The sequence below is a fragment of the Streptomyces malaysiensis subsp. malaysiensis genome (assembly GCF_040653035.1).
Taxonomy (GTDB): Bacteria; Actinomycetota; Actinomycetes; order Streptomycetales; family Streptomycetaceae; genus Streptomyces; species Streptomyces malaysiensis.
On record NZ_JBEZNG010000004.1, the window covers coordinates 288,095 to 303,381 of the forward strand.

13 protein-coding genes are annotated in these 15,287 nt (G+C 71.0%); 10 read left to right on the top strand and 3 right to left on the bottom strand.

Going from position 1 to position 15,287, the window contains the following annotated elements; translation table 11 throughout:
- The first annotated feature begins 92 nt into the window (after window positions 1-92).
- From ccrA to pssA, 7 genes are all read left to right on the top strand, one after another.
- The gene (gene ccrA / locus AB0E24_RS10825; RefSeq protein WP_359376087.1) at window positions 93-1,505 is read left to right on the top strand and encodes a crotonyl-CoA carboxylase/reductase; all 1,413 of its coding nucleotides are present in this window, start codon (window positions 93-95) and stop codon (window positions 1,503-1,505) included.
- Window positions 1,502-3,520, top strand: a complete 2,019-nt coding sequence (locus AB0E24_RS10830) for an ethylmalonyl-CoA mutase (RefSeq protein WP_359376090.1) — start codon at window positions 1,502-1,504, stop codon at window positions 3,518-3,520. The genes ccrA and AB0E24_RS10830 overlap by 4 nt, the downstream gene beginning before the upstream one ends.
- The gene (locus AB0E24_RS10835; protein ID WP_069867036.1) at window positions 3,517-4,497 is read left to right on the top strand and encodes an HpcH/HpaI aldolase/citrate lyase family protein; all 981 of its coding nucleotides are present in this window, start codon (window positions 3,517-3,519) and stop codon (window positions 4,495-4,497) included. Before AB0E24_RS10830 ends, AB0E24_RS10835 begins: the two co-directional genes overlap by 4 nt.
- 3 nt (window positions 4,498-4,500) lie before the next feature.
- Window positions 4,501-5,007, top strand: a complete 507-nt coding sequence (locus AB0E24_RS10840; protein ID WP_069867037.1) for a MaoC family dehydratase — start codon at window positions 4,501-4,503, stop codon at window positions 5,005-5,007.
- Between the two features lies 1 nt (window position 5,008).
- Entirely contained in the window at window positions 5,009-6,211 is a 1,203-nt protein-coding gene (locus AB0E24_RS10845) for an acyl-CoA dehydrogenase family protein (RefSeq protein WP_079260733.1), read from the top strand.
- Window positions 6,212-6,391: 180 nt separating this feature from the next.
- Window positions 6,392-7,039, top strand: a complete 648-nt coding sequence (locus AB0E24_RS10850) for a phosphatidylserine decarboxylase (protein WP_069867039.1) — start codon at window positions 6,392-6,394, stop codon at window positions 7,037-7,039.
- Complete coding sequence (gene pssA / locus AB0E24_RS10855; RefSeq protein ID WP_069867040.1) at window positions 7,026-7,892, top strand: CDP-diacylglycerol--serine O-phosphatidyltransferase; 867 nt, start codon at window positions 7,026-7,028, stop codon at window positions 7,890-7,892. Before AB0E24_RS10850 ends, pssA begins: the two co-directional genes overlap by 14 nt.
- A gap of 1,104 nt (window positions 7,893-8,996) precedes the next feature.
- Here the strand turns inward: pssA and AB0E24_RS10860 are convergent.
- Complete coding sequence (locus tag AB0E24_RS10860; RefSeq protein WP_099017153.1) at window positions 8,997-10,127, bottom strand: glycerate kinase; 1,131 nt, start codon at window positions 10,125-10,127, stop codon at window positions 8,997-8,999.
- Window positions 10,128-10,427: 300 nt separating this feature from the next.
- Here AB0E24_RS10860 and AB0E24_RS10865 point away from each other — a divergent pair, with 300 nt between their 5' ends.
- On the top strand, window positions 10,428-11,507 hold the full coding sequence (locus tag AB0E24_RS10865; RefSeq protein ID WP_174886182.1) for an ADP-ribosylglycohydrolase family protein: 1,080 nt from the start codon (window positions 10,428-10,430) through the stop codon (window positions 11,505-11,507).
- Between the two features lie 155 nt (window positions 11,508-11,662).
- On the opposite strand, the gene AB0E24_RS10870 is transcribed toward AB0E24_RS10865, so the two are convergent.
- Window positions 11,663-12,499 (bottom strand): TetR/AcrR family transcriptional regulator, encoded by an 837-nt coding sequence (locus AB0E24_RS10870; RefSeq protein WP_359376096.1) that lies wholly within the window; start codon window positions 12,497-12,499, stop codon window positions 11,663-11,665.
- Window positions 12,500-12,600: 101 nt separating this feature from the next.
- On the opposite strand from AB0E24_RS10870, the gene AB0E24_RS10875 reads away from it, so the two are divergent.
- The gene (locus AB0E24_RS10875; RefSeq protein WP_359376099.1) at window positions 12,601-13,479 is read left to right on the top strand and encodes an NAD(P)H-binding protein; all 879 of its coding nucleotides are present in this window, start codon (window positions 12,601-12,603) and stop codon (window positions 13,477-13,479) included.
- A 230-nt stretch (window positions 13,480-13,709) separates the two neighbouring features.
- Here AB0E24_RS10875 and AB0E24_RS10880 read toward each other — a convergent pair whose 3' ends face one another.
- Window positions 13,710-14,414, bottom strand: coding sequence for a hypothetical protein (locus AB0E24_RS10880; protein ID WP_359376101.1), 705 nt, complete (start codon window positions 14,412-14,414; stop codon window positions 13,710-13,712).
- 111 nt (window positions 14,415-14,525) lie between these two features.
- Here AB0E24_RS10880 and AB0E24_RS10885 point away from each other — a divergent pair, with 111 nt between their 5' ends.
- The gene (locus tag AB0E24_RS10885) at window positions 14,526-15,278 is read left to right on the top strand and encodes an SIR2 family NAD-dependent protein deacylase (RefSeq protein ID WP_359376104.1); all 753 of its coding nucleotides are present in this window, start codon (window positions 14,526-14,528) and stop codon (window positions 15,276-15,278) included.
- The last annotated feature ends 9 nt before the right edge of the window (window positions 15,279-15,287 follow it).

Sequence of the window (15,287 nt, forward strand, 5' to 3'; positions counted from 1 at the left end):
CCGCCGAACCGACGGCACCGCATCAACATCACCCGTCACGAGCCCAGCGTTCCCTCAGGCGTCCCCCCGTGGACGCTTCGCCGGAGGCACCGATGAACGAGATACTTGACGCGATCCTGGCGTCGGACACAGCACCCGAGGATTTCGCGGCCCTGCCCATCCCCGAGTCGTACCGCGCGGTGACCGTGCGCAAGGACGAGGCCGAGATGTTCTCGGGCCTCACCACCCGGGAGAAGGACCCCCGCAAGTCGCTGCACGTGGACGAGGTGCCGGTGCCCGAGCTGGGCCCCGGAGAGGCACTCGTCGCCGTGATGGCCAGCTCGGTCAACTACAACTCCGTGTGGACCTCGATCTTCGAGCCGCTGCCGACCTTCGGCTTCCTGGAGCGTTACGGCAAGCTCTCCCCCCTCGCCAAGCGGCACGACCTGCCGTACCACATCATCGGCTCCGACCTCGCGGGCGTCGTGCTGCGCACCGGTCCCGGCGTGAACGTCTGGCAGCCGGGCGCCGAGGTCGTCGCGCACTGTCTGTCGGTCGAGCTGGAGAGCGCCGACGGCCACAACGACACCATGCTCGACCCCGAACAGCGCATCTGGGGCTTCGAGACCAACTTCGGCGGGCTCGCCGAGATCGCCCTGGTCAAGTCCAACCAGCTGATGCCCAAGCCGGCCCATCTGAGCTGGGAGGAGGCGGCCGCCCCCGGCCTGGTCAACTCCACCGCCTACCGGCAGCTGGTCTCCCGTAACGGCGCCGGGATGAAGCAGGGCGACAACATCCTGATCTGGGGCGCGAGCGGCGGGCTGGGTTCCTACGCCACCCAGTACGCACTGGCCGGCGGGGCCACCCCGGTCTGTGTGGTCTCCTCGCCGCGGAAGGCCGAGATCTGCCGGCGGATGGGCGCCGAGGCGATCATCGACCGCACCGCCGAGGACTACACGTTCTGGAAGGACGACGGCACCCAGGACCCACGCGAGTGGAAGCGGCTCGGCAAGAAGATCCGCGAGCTGACCGGCGGCGAGGACGTGGACATCGTCTTCGAGCACCCCGGCCGGGAGACCTTCGGCGCGTCCGTCTATGTGACCCGTAAGGGCGGCACGATCGTCACCTGTGCCTCGACCTCCGGCTACACCCATGAGTACGACAACCGCTATCTGTGGATGTCGCTGAAGCGGATCGTCGGCTCGCACTTCGCCAACTACCGCGAGGCGTGGGAGGCCAACCGCCTGATCGCCAAGGGCAAGATCCACCCGACGCTGTCCAGGACCTACCGGCTGGAGGACACCGGGCAGGCGGCGTACGACGTCCACCGCAACCGCCACCAGGGCAAGGTCGGCGTGCTGTGCCTGGCCCCCGAGGAGGGCATGGGCGTACGCGACCAGGCGATGCGCGACCAGCACATCGACGCCATCAATCTGTTCCGTGACGACTTGTCGGAGCGGACCAACAAGCACAGCCGTGACGACGTGTCGGAACGGACCAACAAGCGCGGCGAGGACGTCCGATGAGTGGCGCGCCCCGTCCCAAGGACCGGCCCTGGCTGATGCGGACCTACGCCGGGCACTCCACCGCCGAGGCGTCCAACGAGCTGTACCGGCGCAACCTGGCCAAGGGCCAGACCGGGCTCTCGGTCGCCTTCGACCTGCCCACCCAGACCGGCTACGACCCCGACCACATCCTCGCCCGGGGCGAGGTGGGCCGGGTCGGGGTCCCGGTCTCGCATCTGGGCGACATGCGACGGCTGTTCCAGGAGATCCCCCTGGAGCGGATGAACACCTCCATGACCATCAACGCGACCGCGATGTGGCTGCTGGCGCTCTACCAGGTCGTCGCGGAGGAGCACGGCGCCGATATCGCGAAGCTCCAGGGGACGACGCAGAACGACATCGTCAAGGAGTACCTCTCGCGCGGTACGCATGTCTTCCCGCCGGGCCCGAGCCTGCGGCTGACCACCGACATGATCGCGTACACGGTCCACCACATCCCCAAGTGGAACCCGATCAACATTTGCAGCTACCACCTCCAGGAGGCCGGGGCCACTCCGGTGCAGGAGATCGCCTTCGCGATGTCCACGGCGATCGCCGTACTGGACGCGGTCTTCGCCTCCGGCCAGGTTCCCGAGGACCGTAAGGGCGACGTGGTGGCCCGGATCTCCTTCTTCGTGAACGCGGGCGTCCGCTTCATCGAGGAGATGTGCAAGATGCGCGCCTTCGGCCGCATCTGGGACCGGATCACCCGGGAGCGGTACGGCATCGAGAACGCCAAGCACCGCCGGTTCCGCTACGGCGTCCAGGTGAACTCGCTCGGCCTGACCGAGGCCCAGCCGGAGAACAACATCCAGCGCATCGTCCTGGAGATGCTGGCCGTCACCCTCTCCAAGGACGCCCGTGCCCGCGCCGTCCAGCTCCCGGCCTGGAACGAGGCGCTGGGCCTCCCCCGGCCCTGGGACCAGCAGTGGTCGCTGCGCATCCAGCAGGTACTCGCCCATGAGAGCGATCTGCTGGAGTACGACGACATCTTCGAGGGCTCGAAGGTGATCGAGAGCAAGGTCGCCGCGCTGGTCGAGGAGGCCGATGCGGAGATCGAGCGGATCCAGGAGATGGGCGGGGCGATGGCCGCCGTCGAGTCCGGCTACCTCAAGGCGCGGCTGGTGGCCTCCCACTCCGAGCGCAGGGCGCGGATCGAGGCGGGCGAGGAGAAGATCGTCGGCGTCAACTGCTACGAGTCCACCGAGCCCAATCCGCTCACCGCCGACCTCGACACCGCGATCATGACGGTGGACCCGGAGAACGAGGCGCGGGTGGTCTCGGCCCTGCACTCCTGGCGCGAGGAGCGTGACGAGGGCCCCGCCCAGGAGGCCCTCGCCGCCCTCCGTAAGGCCGCCGCGGGCACCGAGAACCTGATGGAGGCGACCCTGCGCTGCGCCCGCGCGGGCGTGACCACCGGGGAGTGGGCCTGGGCGCTGCGCGATGTCTTCGGCGAGTACCGCGCCCCCACCGGGGTCGGCGGCGCGCCGCTGACCGTCGCCACGGAGACGGGCTCCCCGCTGGCCTCCGTCCGCGAGAAGGTCGACAAGACGGTGGCCGAGCTGGGCGGCGGGAGGCTGCGGCTGCTGGTCGGCAAGCCCGGTCTCGACGGGCACAGCAACGGCGCCGAGCAGATCGCCGTACGGGCCAGGGACGCCGGCTTCGAGGTGGTCTACCAGGGCATCCGGCTCACCCCGGAGCAGATCGTCTCGGCGGCCGTGGCCGAGGACGTGCACTGCGTGGGGCTGTCCATCCTGTCCGGTTCGCATGCCGAGCTGGTGCCCGATGTGCTGGATCGGCTGCGCGCCGCGGGCGCCCAGGACATCCCCGTCATCGTCGGCGGGATCATCCCGGCCGCGGACGCCGCCGCACTGCGCGCGGCCGGTGTCGCCGCCGTTTTCACCCCCAAGGACTTCGGCATCACGGAGATCATCGGCCGTATTGTCGATGAGATCCGCGCCGCGAACACGCTTCCCCCTCTGGAGGTTCTCGTATGACCGCGCCCGACCGTTCCGATGCGGCCAGCCGGCTGCGCCCGCGCCGCTCCTGCCTGGCCGTCCCCGGCTCCAATCCGCGCTTCCTGGAGAAGGCCCAGGGGCTCCCGGCCGACCAGGTCTTCCTGGACCTGGAGGACGCCTGTGCGCCGCTGGCCAAGGAGGATGCCCGGCACACCATCGTCAAGGCGCTGAACGAGGGCGACTGGACCGGTAAGACGCGCGTGGTGCGGGTCAACGACTGGACCACCCACTGGACGTACCGGGACGTCATCACGGTGGTCGAGGGCGCGGGCCCCAACCTGGACTGCATCATGCTGCCCAAGGTGCAGGACGCCCAGCAGATCATCGCGCTGGACCTGCTGCTCACCCAGATCGAGAAGACCATGGGCTTCGAGATCGGGCGGATCGGCATCGAGGCGCAGATCGAGAACGCCAAGGGCCTGGTCAACGTGGACGAGATCGCCGGCGCCTCGCCGCGCCTGGAGACCATCGTCTTCGGCCCGGCCGACTTCATGGCGTCCATCAACATGAAGTCGCTGGTCGTGGGCGAGCAGCCGCCCGGCTACCCGGCGGACGCCTACCACTACATCCTGATGCGGATCCTGATGGCGGCCCGCACCCATGACCTCCAGGCGATCGACGGCCCCTACCTCCAGATCCGGAACGTGGACGGCTTCCGCGAGGTGGCCGGGCGCGCCGCCGCCCTCGGCTACGACGGCAAATGGGTGCTGCACCCCGGCCAGGTGGAGGCGGCCAATGAGGTCTTCTCGCCGTCGCAGGAGGACTACGACCACGCCGAGCTGATCCTGGACGCGTATGACTACTGCACCTCGGCGGAGGGCGGTATGAAGGGCTCGGCGATGCTCGGCGACGAGATGATCGACGAGGCCAGCCGCAAGATGGCCCTGGTCATCGCGGGCAAGGGCCGCGCGGCCGGGATGGCCCGTACGTCCACCTTCCAGCCCCCGGAGGCGTGAGCCATGCAGTTCGGCCGTACCTATGAGGAGTTCACGGTGGGGGACGTCTACCGGCACTGGCCGGGGAAGACGGTCACCGAGTACGACGACCACCTCTTCTGTCTGCTCACCATGAACCATCACCCGCTGCACATGGACAGCAACTACGCCGAGAAGACGACCGATTTCGGCAAGAACGTGGTGGTCGGGAACTACATCTACTCGCTGCTGCTGGGCATGTCCGTCCCCGATGTCTCCGGAAAGGCCATCGCCAATCTGGAGATCGAGTCGCTGCGCCATGTCGCGCCCACCTTCCACGGCGACACGATCTACGGCGAGACGACGGTGCTCGGCAAGACGCCGTCGAAGTCCAAAACGGACCGGGGCATCGTGCATGTGGAGACCAAGGGCTACAAGCAGGACGGCACCCTGGTCTGTGTCTTCCGGCGCAAGGTGATGGTGCCGACCGCCACATACATCAAGGAGCGGGGTGGCGAGCAGCCGGGCCGCCCGGAGCTGGGAGGGCAGTGATATGAGCCGCCTCGCACAGACGGAGGGCCTGACCGACATCCAGCGGGAGATCCTCTCCACGGTCAGGGATTTTGTCGACAAGGAGATCCTGCCGGTCGCGACCGAGTTGGAACATCGCGATGAATATCCGACGGCGATCGTGGAGGGGCTGAAGGAGCTCGGCGTCTTCGGGCTGATGATCCCGGAGGAATACGGCGGTCTGGGTGAGTCGCTGCTCACCTACGCGCTGTGTGTGGAGGAGATCGCGCGCGGCTGGATGAGCGTCTCGGGCATCATCAACACCCACTTCATCGTGGCCTACATGCTCAAGCAGCACGGCACCGAGGAGCAGAAGGAGTATTTCCTTCCCAAGATGGCGCTGGGCGAGATCCGGGGCGCCTTCTCGATGTCGGAGCCGGGGCTGGGCTCGGATGTGTCGGCGATCACCAGCAAGGCGGTGCCGGACGGCGACGAGTACGTTCTGAACGGCCAGAAGATGTGGCTGACCAACGGCGGCACCGCCACCCTGGTGGCGGTGCTGTGCCGGACCGGCGAGGCCCAGGAGGGGGTCGCCCCGCACAAGGCGATGACCACCTTCCTGGTCGAGAAGGAGCCGGGCTTCGGCGAGGTCCGGCCCGGTCTGACCATCCCCGGCAAGATCGAGAAGATGGGCTACAAGGGTGTCGACACCACCGAGCTCATCATGGACGGACTGCGCATTCCGGCCGATCGGGTGCTCGGCGGGACGCCGAACCGAGGTTTTTACCAAATGATGGACGGAGTGGAGGTCGGCCGGGTGAATGTGGCCGCGCGCGGCTGTGGAGTGGCGCGGCGCGCATTCGAGCTGGGCGTTGCATACGCACAGCAGCGGCATACCTTCGGCAAGCCGATCGCCCAGCACCAGGCCATCCAGTTCAAACTGGCCGAAATGGGAACAAAGGTCGAGGCGGCTCATGCGATGATGGTCAATGCGGCCCGTAAGAAGGATTCGGGCGCGCGCAACGACCTCGAGGCGGGAATGGCGAAGTACCTGGCGTCGGAGTACTGCAAAGAGGTCGTGGAGGACGCCTTCCGCATCCACGGCGGGTACGGCTTCTCCAAGGAATACGAGATCGAGCGCCTCTACCGAGAGGCCCCGATGCTTCTCATCGGCGAAGGAACCGCCGAGATTCAGAAAATGATTATTGGACGGAGACTCCTGGAGGAATACCGAACCCAAGACTGAACGTCCCTTTTGGGGTGGTATCCGAGAGAAGAAGGTCACACCGCGCCGAGGGTCTTCGGTCACTGACAAGCCACCGACAGGCCCTGGCGCTTGCCCAGTTACCGCTCGCAACCGATACCATCCCGGAAAGCCGCCGTCCCCAGTCTTGCGTCGCGGCATCCTCCGCTACGAAGGTCATCCATGCCCCACAGCCAATCCTCTGCACAACGCGGTCGCGTCCGCCTCGCGCGCGGAGCGTCGCCGTGGCTCCTACCGACCGTCGCCACCGCGGCGGTCAGCCTTGCTCGGGCCCGCCGCTCCGGACGCTGGACGGCGGTCGCCGTGCCCGCCACCGCGCTCGCGGCGGGCATGCTGTGGTTCTTCCGCGACCCCGAGAGAGAGATCACGCATGGCCGTGTGATCTCTCCGGCCGACGGTGTGGTGCAGAGCATCATGCCGTGGAAGGACGGGCGCACCCGCGTCGCCATCTTCATGAGCCCGCTCAATGTCCACGTCAACCGCGCCCCGCTGGCCGGCACGGTCACCTCCGTGGAGCACATCCCCGGTGGCTTCGTTCCCGCGTTCAACAAGGAGAGCGAGAACAACGAGCGGGTCGTCTGGCACTTCGACACCGAGCTCGGTGACATCGAGATGGTCCAGATCGCCGGTGCGGTAGCCCGGCGTATCGTGCCGTATGTGCCACAGGGCACCAAGGTCGAACAGGGTGAGCGGATCGGTCTCATCCGCTTCGGCTCGCGCGTCGACATCTACCTCCCCGAGGGTGTCGATGTCGCGGTCGAGGTCGGCCAGGCCACCACCGCGGGGGTGACTCGCCTTGACCGTGATTGATCCCGACACACAGGCCGCCTGGGTCCCGGAGGCCGAGGTGGACGAGGCGGACGTCGACGAGACGGACGACATGCCGCTGTCGACGCGCCTGTCGATAGCCGACACGCTGACCCTGGGCAACGCCACCTGTGGCTTCCTCGCGGTCTACTTCACCACCACCGGCGTCCTCATCCCGCACCTCACGGGCAGCGAGGACGGCGGGATGACCCGGCACAGCGCCGCCTCCGCGGTCATGCTGATGCTGCTCGCCTCCGTCTTCGACCTCTTCGACGGGCTCGTCGCGCGGAAGCTGCGCAGCTCGGCGATGGGCGCGGAGCTGGACAACCTCTCCGACCTGATCAGCTTCGGCCTGGCGCCGGCGTACTTCGTGCTGGTCTGGGGGATGGTCTCCGACGACGCGTATCAGCGGGTCTCGGTGGTGGGCGCGATCGTGGTGCTGCTGGCGGTGGTGCTGCGGCTTGCCAGATTCTCCTGTGTCACGCTGCGTGACGGCGTGTTCCAGGGCATGCCCAGCCCCTTCGGCGCTCTGACCGTGGTCTCGGTGGTCCTGCTGGGCCTGCCGTTCGTGCCCACCCTGCTCGCGATCATCGGCGTCGCCTGGCTGATGGTGAGCCGTGTGGAGTACCCGAAGCCGCGCGGCCGGCTCGCGGTGGCCATGCTCAGCTGGATCGTCACCAGCATGGCCCTCCTGGCGGCCTGGGCCTTCGAGGCCCCCGGCGGTGAGCTGCTGCTCCAGTCGGCGTGCGCGCTCCAGGTCGTCATGGGCGCGGTGATTCCGCTGTTCGCCACGGCCCGCCGGGTGAACGCGTTCCGCGACAACCGCCGCGAGGCGAGGGCGGCGCAACTCCCCTAGCGCCGCCGTCCGACCGCACCAGCCCACCGGGGTGGGCCCGAACAAACCATTCGGGCCCACCCCGCTGCCGTGTCCGGGACCGGGGCTGGGCTGGGCTGCCGGGGGCTTGTTCCCCACCCCGCCCCTTCCCGAACCCGGGGGCAAGCCCCCGGCCCCCCGGCCAGGAGCCCCACCGCCACGCGCCGGGCCCCGGCCAAGAGGCCCAGACGCCCCGCCCTCGGCCAGGAGACCCACGACCGAGCGCCCGGTCCCCCGGCCCGACCGCACACGGGATTCGCGGCCCGACGCCGTCACAGGACCGCGCCCAGCAGCCAAGGCCGGAGCCACCTGGTTCGGGGCGCACCCGCCACATGAGGTCAGGGGCCTGCCCCGGTTCGGGAAGGGGCGGCGCGGGGAACAAACGCCCCGGCGGCCAGCCCGGTCCCACAGGGCCGGGAACCGCCGCCGGGCGACCGACCGCCCGTTCCAGGACACAGCTCTCATCCGGGGTCCCGGGACCAGCCCCGGTCCGGGCCCACCAGGCACAGCCCTTGCGCGGCTCAGGGCGCAGCCCCAGTCGCGGCGCCGGGGGCTTATCCCCGAATTCGGGAAGGGACGGGGCGGGGAACAAACACCCCGCCGGCCAGCCCGGCCTCACAGGGCCGGGAACCGCCGCCGGGCGACCGACCGCCCGTTCCAGGACACAGCTCTCATCCGGGGTCCCGGGACCAGCCCCGGTTCGAACCCACCAGGCACAGCCCTTGCGCGGCTCAGGGCGCAGCCCCAGTCGGGAGGCCGGGGACTTATCCCCGGATTCGGGAAGGGGCGGGGCGGGGAACAAACACCCCGCCGGCCAGCCCGGTCTCACAGGGCCGGGAACCGCCGCCGGGCGACCGGCCGCCCGTTCCAGGACGCAGCTCTCATCCGGGGTCCCGGGACTAGCCCCGGTTCGGGACCACCGGGCACAGCCCTTGCGCGGCTCGGGGCGCAGCCCCGGTCGGGGGGCCGGGGACTTGTCCCCGGACTCGGGAAGGGGCGGGGTGGGGAACAAACGCCCCGGCGGTGCGCCCTCTGGCGTTCAGACGCGTGGCCGGGTGCGGTCCTCATGGAGGTCCGTGGCTGGGGTCAGGGGAGGAAGTCCTTGGCCAGGCGTTCTGCGGTGCGTTCCAGGAGGGGGCCCGCTTCGGCGATGCAGCGGGCCGGGTCCGGTTCCAGGTCCGTGAGGGCGTACGCGCGGCGGATGCCCGCGTTGCCCAGGGCCGCCGGGGCCAGGGCCAGGCGGCCGCAGACCGCGACCACCTCGATGCCGCGTGCGCGGGCCGCCGCCGCGACGCCCGCCGGGGCCTTGCCGTGCAGGGTCTGTTCGTCCAGCGAGCCCTCCCCCGTGATCACCAGGTCCGCGCCCTCCAGCGCGGCGGGGAAGCCGAGGACATCGAGCATGACCTCGATGCCGGGGCGGAAGGTCGCGCCCAGGCCGACCAGGGCTCCGAAGCCAATGCCGCCCGCCGCGCCCGCGCCGGGCGCGAGAGCGTATTCGGCGGCCGGGGCGCCGACCGCGCGCTCCAGGACGCGTACGTAGTGGGCGAGGGCGGTGTCCAGGGCCGCCACATCGTCCTCGCCCGCGCCCTTCTGCGGGCCGTAGACCGCCGCCGCGCCCTTCGGGCCGGTCAGGGGGTTGTCGACATCGCTGGCCAGGACGGTCTCGGTGTCGGCGAGGCGCGGGTCGAGGCCGGACAGATCGGCCGTGGCGAGGTCGCGCAGCGGACCACCGCCCGGGGCGACGGGGGTACCGTCCGCCCGCAGGAAGCGCGCGCCGAGCGCGCTGAGCATCCCCGCGCCGCCGTCCGTCGTGGCGCTGCCGCCAACGCCGAAGACGATCGTGCGGGCGCCCGCGTCGAGCGCCGCTCGCAGGAGTTCCCCGCTGCCGTACGTGGTCGCCGTGAGTGGCGCGAAGACGCCCGCCGGGAGATGCCGCAGCCCGGACGCCTCGGCCATCTCCACCACGGCCGTGGCTCCGTGCAGCGCGTACGCCGCGGTCACCGGTGCGCCCAGCGGCCCGGTGACCCTCACCTCGCGCCGTTCGAACCCGGCCGCGACCGCCGCGTCCACCGTGCCGTCCCCGCCGTCGGCGACGGGCAGTGCCTCGATCCGCAGGCCCTCGCCGCCATGGGGCGCGCCGCGGCGCAGCCCCGCCGTGACGCGTTCGGCGACCTCCACCGCCGTGAGCGAGCCCTTGAACTTGTCCGCGGCGATCAGTACGCGCCTCGGGGGCGTCGCCTGCCCCTCCGCCCACGTCCTGGTCCGTGCCGCGGCATCTGTCTTCGAAGCCCCCGGAGTTCCAGAAGCCCCCGGAATCCCCGGAGTCCCCGGAGCCTCCCGCGTCTTCGAAGTCTGCGATGCGTCCGTTGCCTCCGACGCGTCCGATGCCGTCGAAGCCTCCGTCGAAGCGTCCGTCACCTTGGTAACTCCTCGCATTCGCACAGGCGGTCGCGCCGTTGTGACCCTATCCGGCGCGGGCACACCGGTACACCCACCTCAGTTGGGTACACCTGGCCCATGACCCTCAGCGGGAGCGCACTCGCGGACCGGATCCACGGCGGCTGGCTCGGCCGGATCGCCGGGAACATGCTCGGCAAGCCCGTCGAAAACGGCGAACACTGGACCCGCGACCGCATCGACCGGTATCTGCGCCGCGCCGACGCCCTGCCGCTGACCGACTACCTCCCCGCGCTGGAGCCGCCGCCCGACCCGGTGGAGTTCGAGCTGCGCCCCGAGTGGCAGCGGTGCGTGCGCGGCCGGATCCACGGCAGTTGCCGCGACGACGACGTGGACTACTCCGTCCTCGGCCTGCATCTGCTGGAGACCCACGGGCCCGGCTTCAGCACCGAGCAGGTCGGCGAGATGTGGCTGCTGCGGCTGCCGTATCTGCAAACGTTCACCGCCGAGCGGGCCGCCTACCGCAATCTCACGGCCGGGGTGAAACCGCCGCTCAGCGCGACCCTCGACAACCCCTACCAGGAGTGGATCGGCGCCCTGATCCGCGCCGACATCCACGGCTGGGTCAACCCCGGCGATCCACACCGGGCCGCCGCGATGGCCCGCCGCGACGCCGTCCTCTCCCACACCGGCAACGGGGTGTACGGGGCGATGTGGGCGGCCGCGCTGGTCGCGGCCGCGTTCACGGCGGACGGTCCGCGCGCCGCCGTCGCCAGCGCCCTGGACCGGATCCCGCCGCGCTGCCGGCTGGCCCGTACGGTGCGCCGGGCCATGTCCCTGTACGACGCGGGCGTGGCGTGGGCGGACGCGCTCGCCCAGCTGGAGAAGGAGACCACCGGGCTGCACTGGATCCATGTGGTCCCCAACGCCGCCGTCCTCACGGCCGGGCTGCTCTACGGTGCGGGCGACTTCACGGCGACGATCGCCCTGACGGTGCGCGGCGGCCTGGACACCGACTCCAACGGCGCCACGGCCGGATCGGTCGCGGGGGTGCTGTGCGGCGCGGCGGCCATCCCGCCGCAGTGGACAGAGCCGCTGGAGGACCGGGTGCGCAGCGCCGTCTTCGGCTTCGACGGCGCCCGCATCAGCGACCTGGCGGCGCGTACGCACCGGCTGGCGGTCTCCTCGGCGGAGCGCTAGGGCCCGTCGGTGTCATCGGCGGGCCTTACGTCTGTCGACGGCGCCAGCGGAGCTCACGTCTGTGGACGCCGTCCCTGGGCCTTACGTCTGTCGACGCCGTCCGTGGGCCTTGAGGCCGTCCGCATCGACCCTGAGCCGTGAGTCCAGCGACGCCGTCAGCGGGCCGGATCGGCGATCCGGTCGAGCCACTCCCGCAAGAGGTTGCGTTCGGGCACGGTCAGGGCGTCGGTCCTGGGCAGTGCGGCGCGCAGGGTGACGGCGGCCGCGACGGGCCCGGGTTCGGCGGCCGCGGGCGCGTCCGTCGTGATCGCCGCGATGGCCGCCTCGCGCGCGGTACGGGACAGCTCCGGATCGCGGCGGGCCTCGGGCGTCGCGATGAGCGTGAGCGTCGTACCGCAGCCGGCGGCGTGGACGAGGGCCGCGGCGCGTTCCTCGGGGATGGCGAGCCGCCCCGCTTCGGCGATGCGCCGGATGAGCCGGGCGAGCATGTCGAAGGCAGCCACGGCGGCCGGTGAGGGCACTCCGGGGCGGTGTCCGCCGTACATCAGCGAGTACAGCGCCGGGTTGGCCAGGCCGAGGCCGATGTGCAGATCCCACCCGGCGCGCAGGTCCTCGACCGGGTCATCGCCGGCCTCGTGGGCGGCCTTGCTGCTCAGGTACTCCGTGAAGCCGTACGCCACGACCGCGTCGAGCAGGCCCTGCTTGTCGCCGAAGAGCCGGTAGATGGTCGGCGGCTGCACTCCGGCCGCGGAGCTCACCGCCCGGGTCGAGACCGCGTCGGGCCCGCCGTCGGACAACAGCCGGGCGGCGGCCGCGACGATGCGCTCGCGGTTTCCGTCCCGCTCGCGGTTCCCGTCCCGGGTGCCGTTCCCGTCCCGGTCGCGGTTCCCGTCGCTGGGCGCGTCATGGCTCCCATCGGGCTTCGCCTCGTGGCTTCCCTCGCGGTTCACCGTGTGGGTCCCGTCCGCCGCGGTGACGTCCTCGCTCTCCATACTTCCAACGATAACAGGATCACGTTAGCGGGCATTCGATTCCAGTGATACGTTGACAGCAATATCAACGGAAACAATGGCAACACGCGGAGGAGATCGCCGTGATCATCGTTACCGGAGCCAATGGCCAGCTCGGCCGGATGGTCACCGAGCGGCTGCTGGAGCGCGTCCCCGCCAGGGAGATCGGCGTCAGCGTGCGCGACGTGGACGCGGCCCAGGACCTCGGCGCGAAGGGCGTACGCGTCCGCATGGGCGACTTCACCGGCCCGGCGACGCTCGCCCACGCCTTCGAGGGCGCTTCGAAGGTCCTGATCGTCTCGACGGACCGCACGGGCGAGACGGCCGTCCGGCACCACCGCACGGCCGTCGAGGCCGCGGCGAAGGCCGGGGCCCAGCGGATCCTCTATACGAGCCACATGGGCTCGAACCCGTCCTCCCCCTTCCCCCCGATGCGCGACCACGCCGCCACCGAGGAGGCGCTCCGGCAGTCCGGTGTCCCCTTCACCTCACTGCGCAACGGCTTCTACGCCTCATCGGCCGTGATGCTGATCAGCGCCGCGCTGGAGACGGGCGTCCTCGCCGCGCCCGAGGACGGGCCGGTCGCCTGGACCGCCCATACCGACCTCGCCGACGCGGCGGTCCTCGCCCTCACCGGCGAGACCCTCACCGACGCGGCCCCGGACGGACTGACCCCGGCGCTCACCGGCCCCGAGGCGATCGACATGGCGGGAATCGCGGACATCCTCACCCGGCTGACGGGCCGCCCGATCCGCCGCGTCGTCGTCTCCGACGCCGACTACCGTGCGCGGTTGCTCTCCGCGGGCCTCCCCGAGCACGCCGCCGACATGCTCGTCGGCCTCTTCGCCGCCAGCCGCGACGGCGACTTCGCCCCGGCCGACCCCACGCTCGCCGATCTCCTCGGCCGCCCCACCGTGCGTATGGAGGACTACCTGAAGTCGGCTCTCGCTCCGGCCCGGTGACGACGCGCCTGGAGCGAAGGGGACCCACTCGGCCCAGCCCACGGCAGGGCCGGGCCGCGTCGTCTCCCGGCCCCGCCCAAAGGGTGCGCCGAAGGTGTCGGCCCTGCCCCGGCTGTCGCGCGTTCCAGGGAATACGGCCCGGCCCTGCCCCCTGGAACGGGATACGGCCCGGCTGGAACGGGACACGGCCCGGTCGGCCGCCGCCCGGTCAGTGCTCCGCCGCCGCCCGGTCAGTGCTCCGCCGTGTCCCAGGCGCTGCCCAGCCAGCCGCCGTGGCTGTCGAGGAGGGCGACGAGGGCTGCGGTCACACGGTCGTCCCACCCGTCCGTCACGACCTTCAGCTCGAAGGCGGTTCCCGGGCCACTGTGGAAGTCGAGGACGACCCTGCGGTCCAGCCGCCATCTGGTGCGGCGCGGGGTGCGGGCCGGGTCGCCGCCGCCGTTGAGGACGCTGCCGATCACGATCAGCAGTTGGAGGGGCAGGAACAGCCACCAGACACCCCACCAGACCGGCCGCCCCTTGCAGCCGACGGCGGGCCGGGAACCGGTCTGCTGGACGGTCCAGCGGGTGCGGAGGCCACCCTTCATCGCGGGGCGCCGGGTGACGAGGGCCAGGGGTTCACCGGCGGCGCCCAGGACTTCGTACGTCGCGGGCCCGCCCTTGGTGGCCGACTTGGTCGCCACCTGCGCGAACACCTGCCCGCGATGAGGGTCGGCCCAGAGGGTGAACGCGCGGGTGCCCTCCTTACGGGCGGCACGGTACTCGGGGAGCCCGCCGCCGGGTGGGTTCCGCCGCTCGGGGAAGGCCAGCGGGCGGCTGATGCGGCCGCGGCGTGCGGGGTCGTCGGAGATCCGTATCGTCCAGGGGACGCCGCCTTCCGCGGACTCGTCCTCCTCCCCCACGGTCCGGCCGCTCAGCCATAGGAAACGTGCCATCCCCGTACTCCCCCGTCCGCAGCCTCCGACGCCGTGCCGGGCGGAGCCTACCTCTGCCCGTCCGGAGAAACGCGCTCGCCGTCGGCCGCGGCGCGTGCGTACGCTCGCCGCATGAGCAGCGAGACGACGCACCGGCCGCTGGTGGCGATCCTCAGCGGGGCGGGCATCTCCACCGACTCCGGGATCTCCGACTACCGCGGTCCGCAAGGGCTGTGGCGGCGCGATCCCGAGGCCGAGAAGCTCGTGACGTACGAGTACTACATGACGGACCCGGAGATCCGGCGCCGCTCCTGGCTGATGCGGCGCGACAGCGAGACGCTGCGGGCCCGGCCCAACGGGGCGCATGAGGCCGTCGCCCGGCTGGAGCGCTCGGGGGTGCCGGTGCGGGTGATCACCCAGAACGTCGACGGGCTGCACCAGATCGCCGGGATGCCCGCCCGCAAGGTGCTCGAACTGCACGGCACCGCGCGGGCCGTGCGGTGCACCCACTGCCAGGCGCGGACCGGGATGGCGGAGGCGCTGGAGCGGGTCGCGGCGGGCGAGGCGGATCCGGTGTGCCGGGAGTGCGGCGGGATCCTGAAGTCGGCCACGGTGATGTTCGGGGAGAGCCTCGATCCGGACGTGCTGACGGAGGCGGTCGCGGTGGCGCGGGCGTGCGACATCTTCATCGCGGTCGGCACCAGCCTCCAGGTGCAGCCCGCGGCCTCGCTCGCCGGGCTGGCCGCCGAGCACGGCGCCCGGCTGATCATCGTCAACGCCGAGCCCACGCCGTACGACGGGCTCGCGGACGAGGTCGTCCGCGAGCCCATCAGTGTGGCGCTGCCTGCTGTGTTGGATCGTATTGCGGTGGGTGACGGGGGCTGATCGCCCCCG

Coding starts and splice junctions, on each gene's coding strand:
- AB0E24_RS10845 (WP_079260733.1), top strand. CDS start 5,009: ATGAGCCGCCTCGCACAGACGGAGGGCCTGACCGACATCCAGCGGGAG.
- AB0E24_RS10835 (WP_069867036.1), top strand. CDS start 3,517: ATGACCGCGCCCGACCGTTCCGATGCGGCCAGCCGGCTGCGCCCGCGC.
- AB0E24_RS10870 (WP_359376096.1), bottom strand. CDS start 12,499: ATGGAGAGCGAGGACGTCACCGCGGCGGACGGGACCCACACGGTGAAC.
- AB0E24_RS10865 (WP_174886182.1), top strand. CDS start 10,428: ATGACCCTCAGCGGGAGCGCACTCGCGGACCGGATCCACGGCGGCTGG.
- AB0E24_RS10850 (WP_069867039.1), top strand. CDS start 6,392: ATGCCCCACAGCCAATCCTCTGCACAACGCGGTCGCGTCCGCCTCGCG.
- AB0E24_RS10885 (WP_359376104.1), top strand. CDS start 14,526: ATGAGCAGCGAGACGACGCACCGGCCGCTGGTGGCGATCCTCAGCGGG.
- ccrA (WP_359376087.1), top strand. CDS start 93: ATGAACGAGATACTTGACGCGATCCTGGCGTCGGACACAGCACCCGAG.
- AB0E24_RS10830 (WP_359376090.1), top strand. CDS start 1,502: ATGAGTGGCGCGCCCCGTCCCAAGGACCGGCCCTGGCTGATGCGGACC.
- AB0E24_RS10880 (WP_359376101.1), bottom strand. CDS start 14,414: ATGGCACGTTTCCTATGGCTGAGCGGCCGGACCGTGGGGGAGGAGGAC.
- AB0E24_RS10840 (WP_069867037.1), top strand. CDS start 4,501: ATGCAGTTCGGCCGTACCTATGAGGAGTTCACGGTGGGGGACGTCTAC.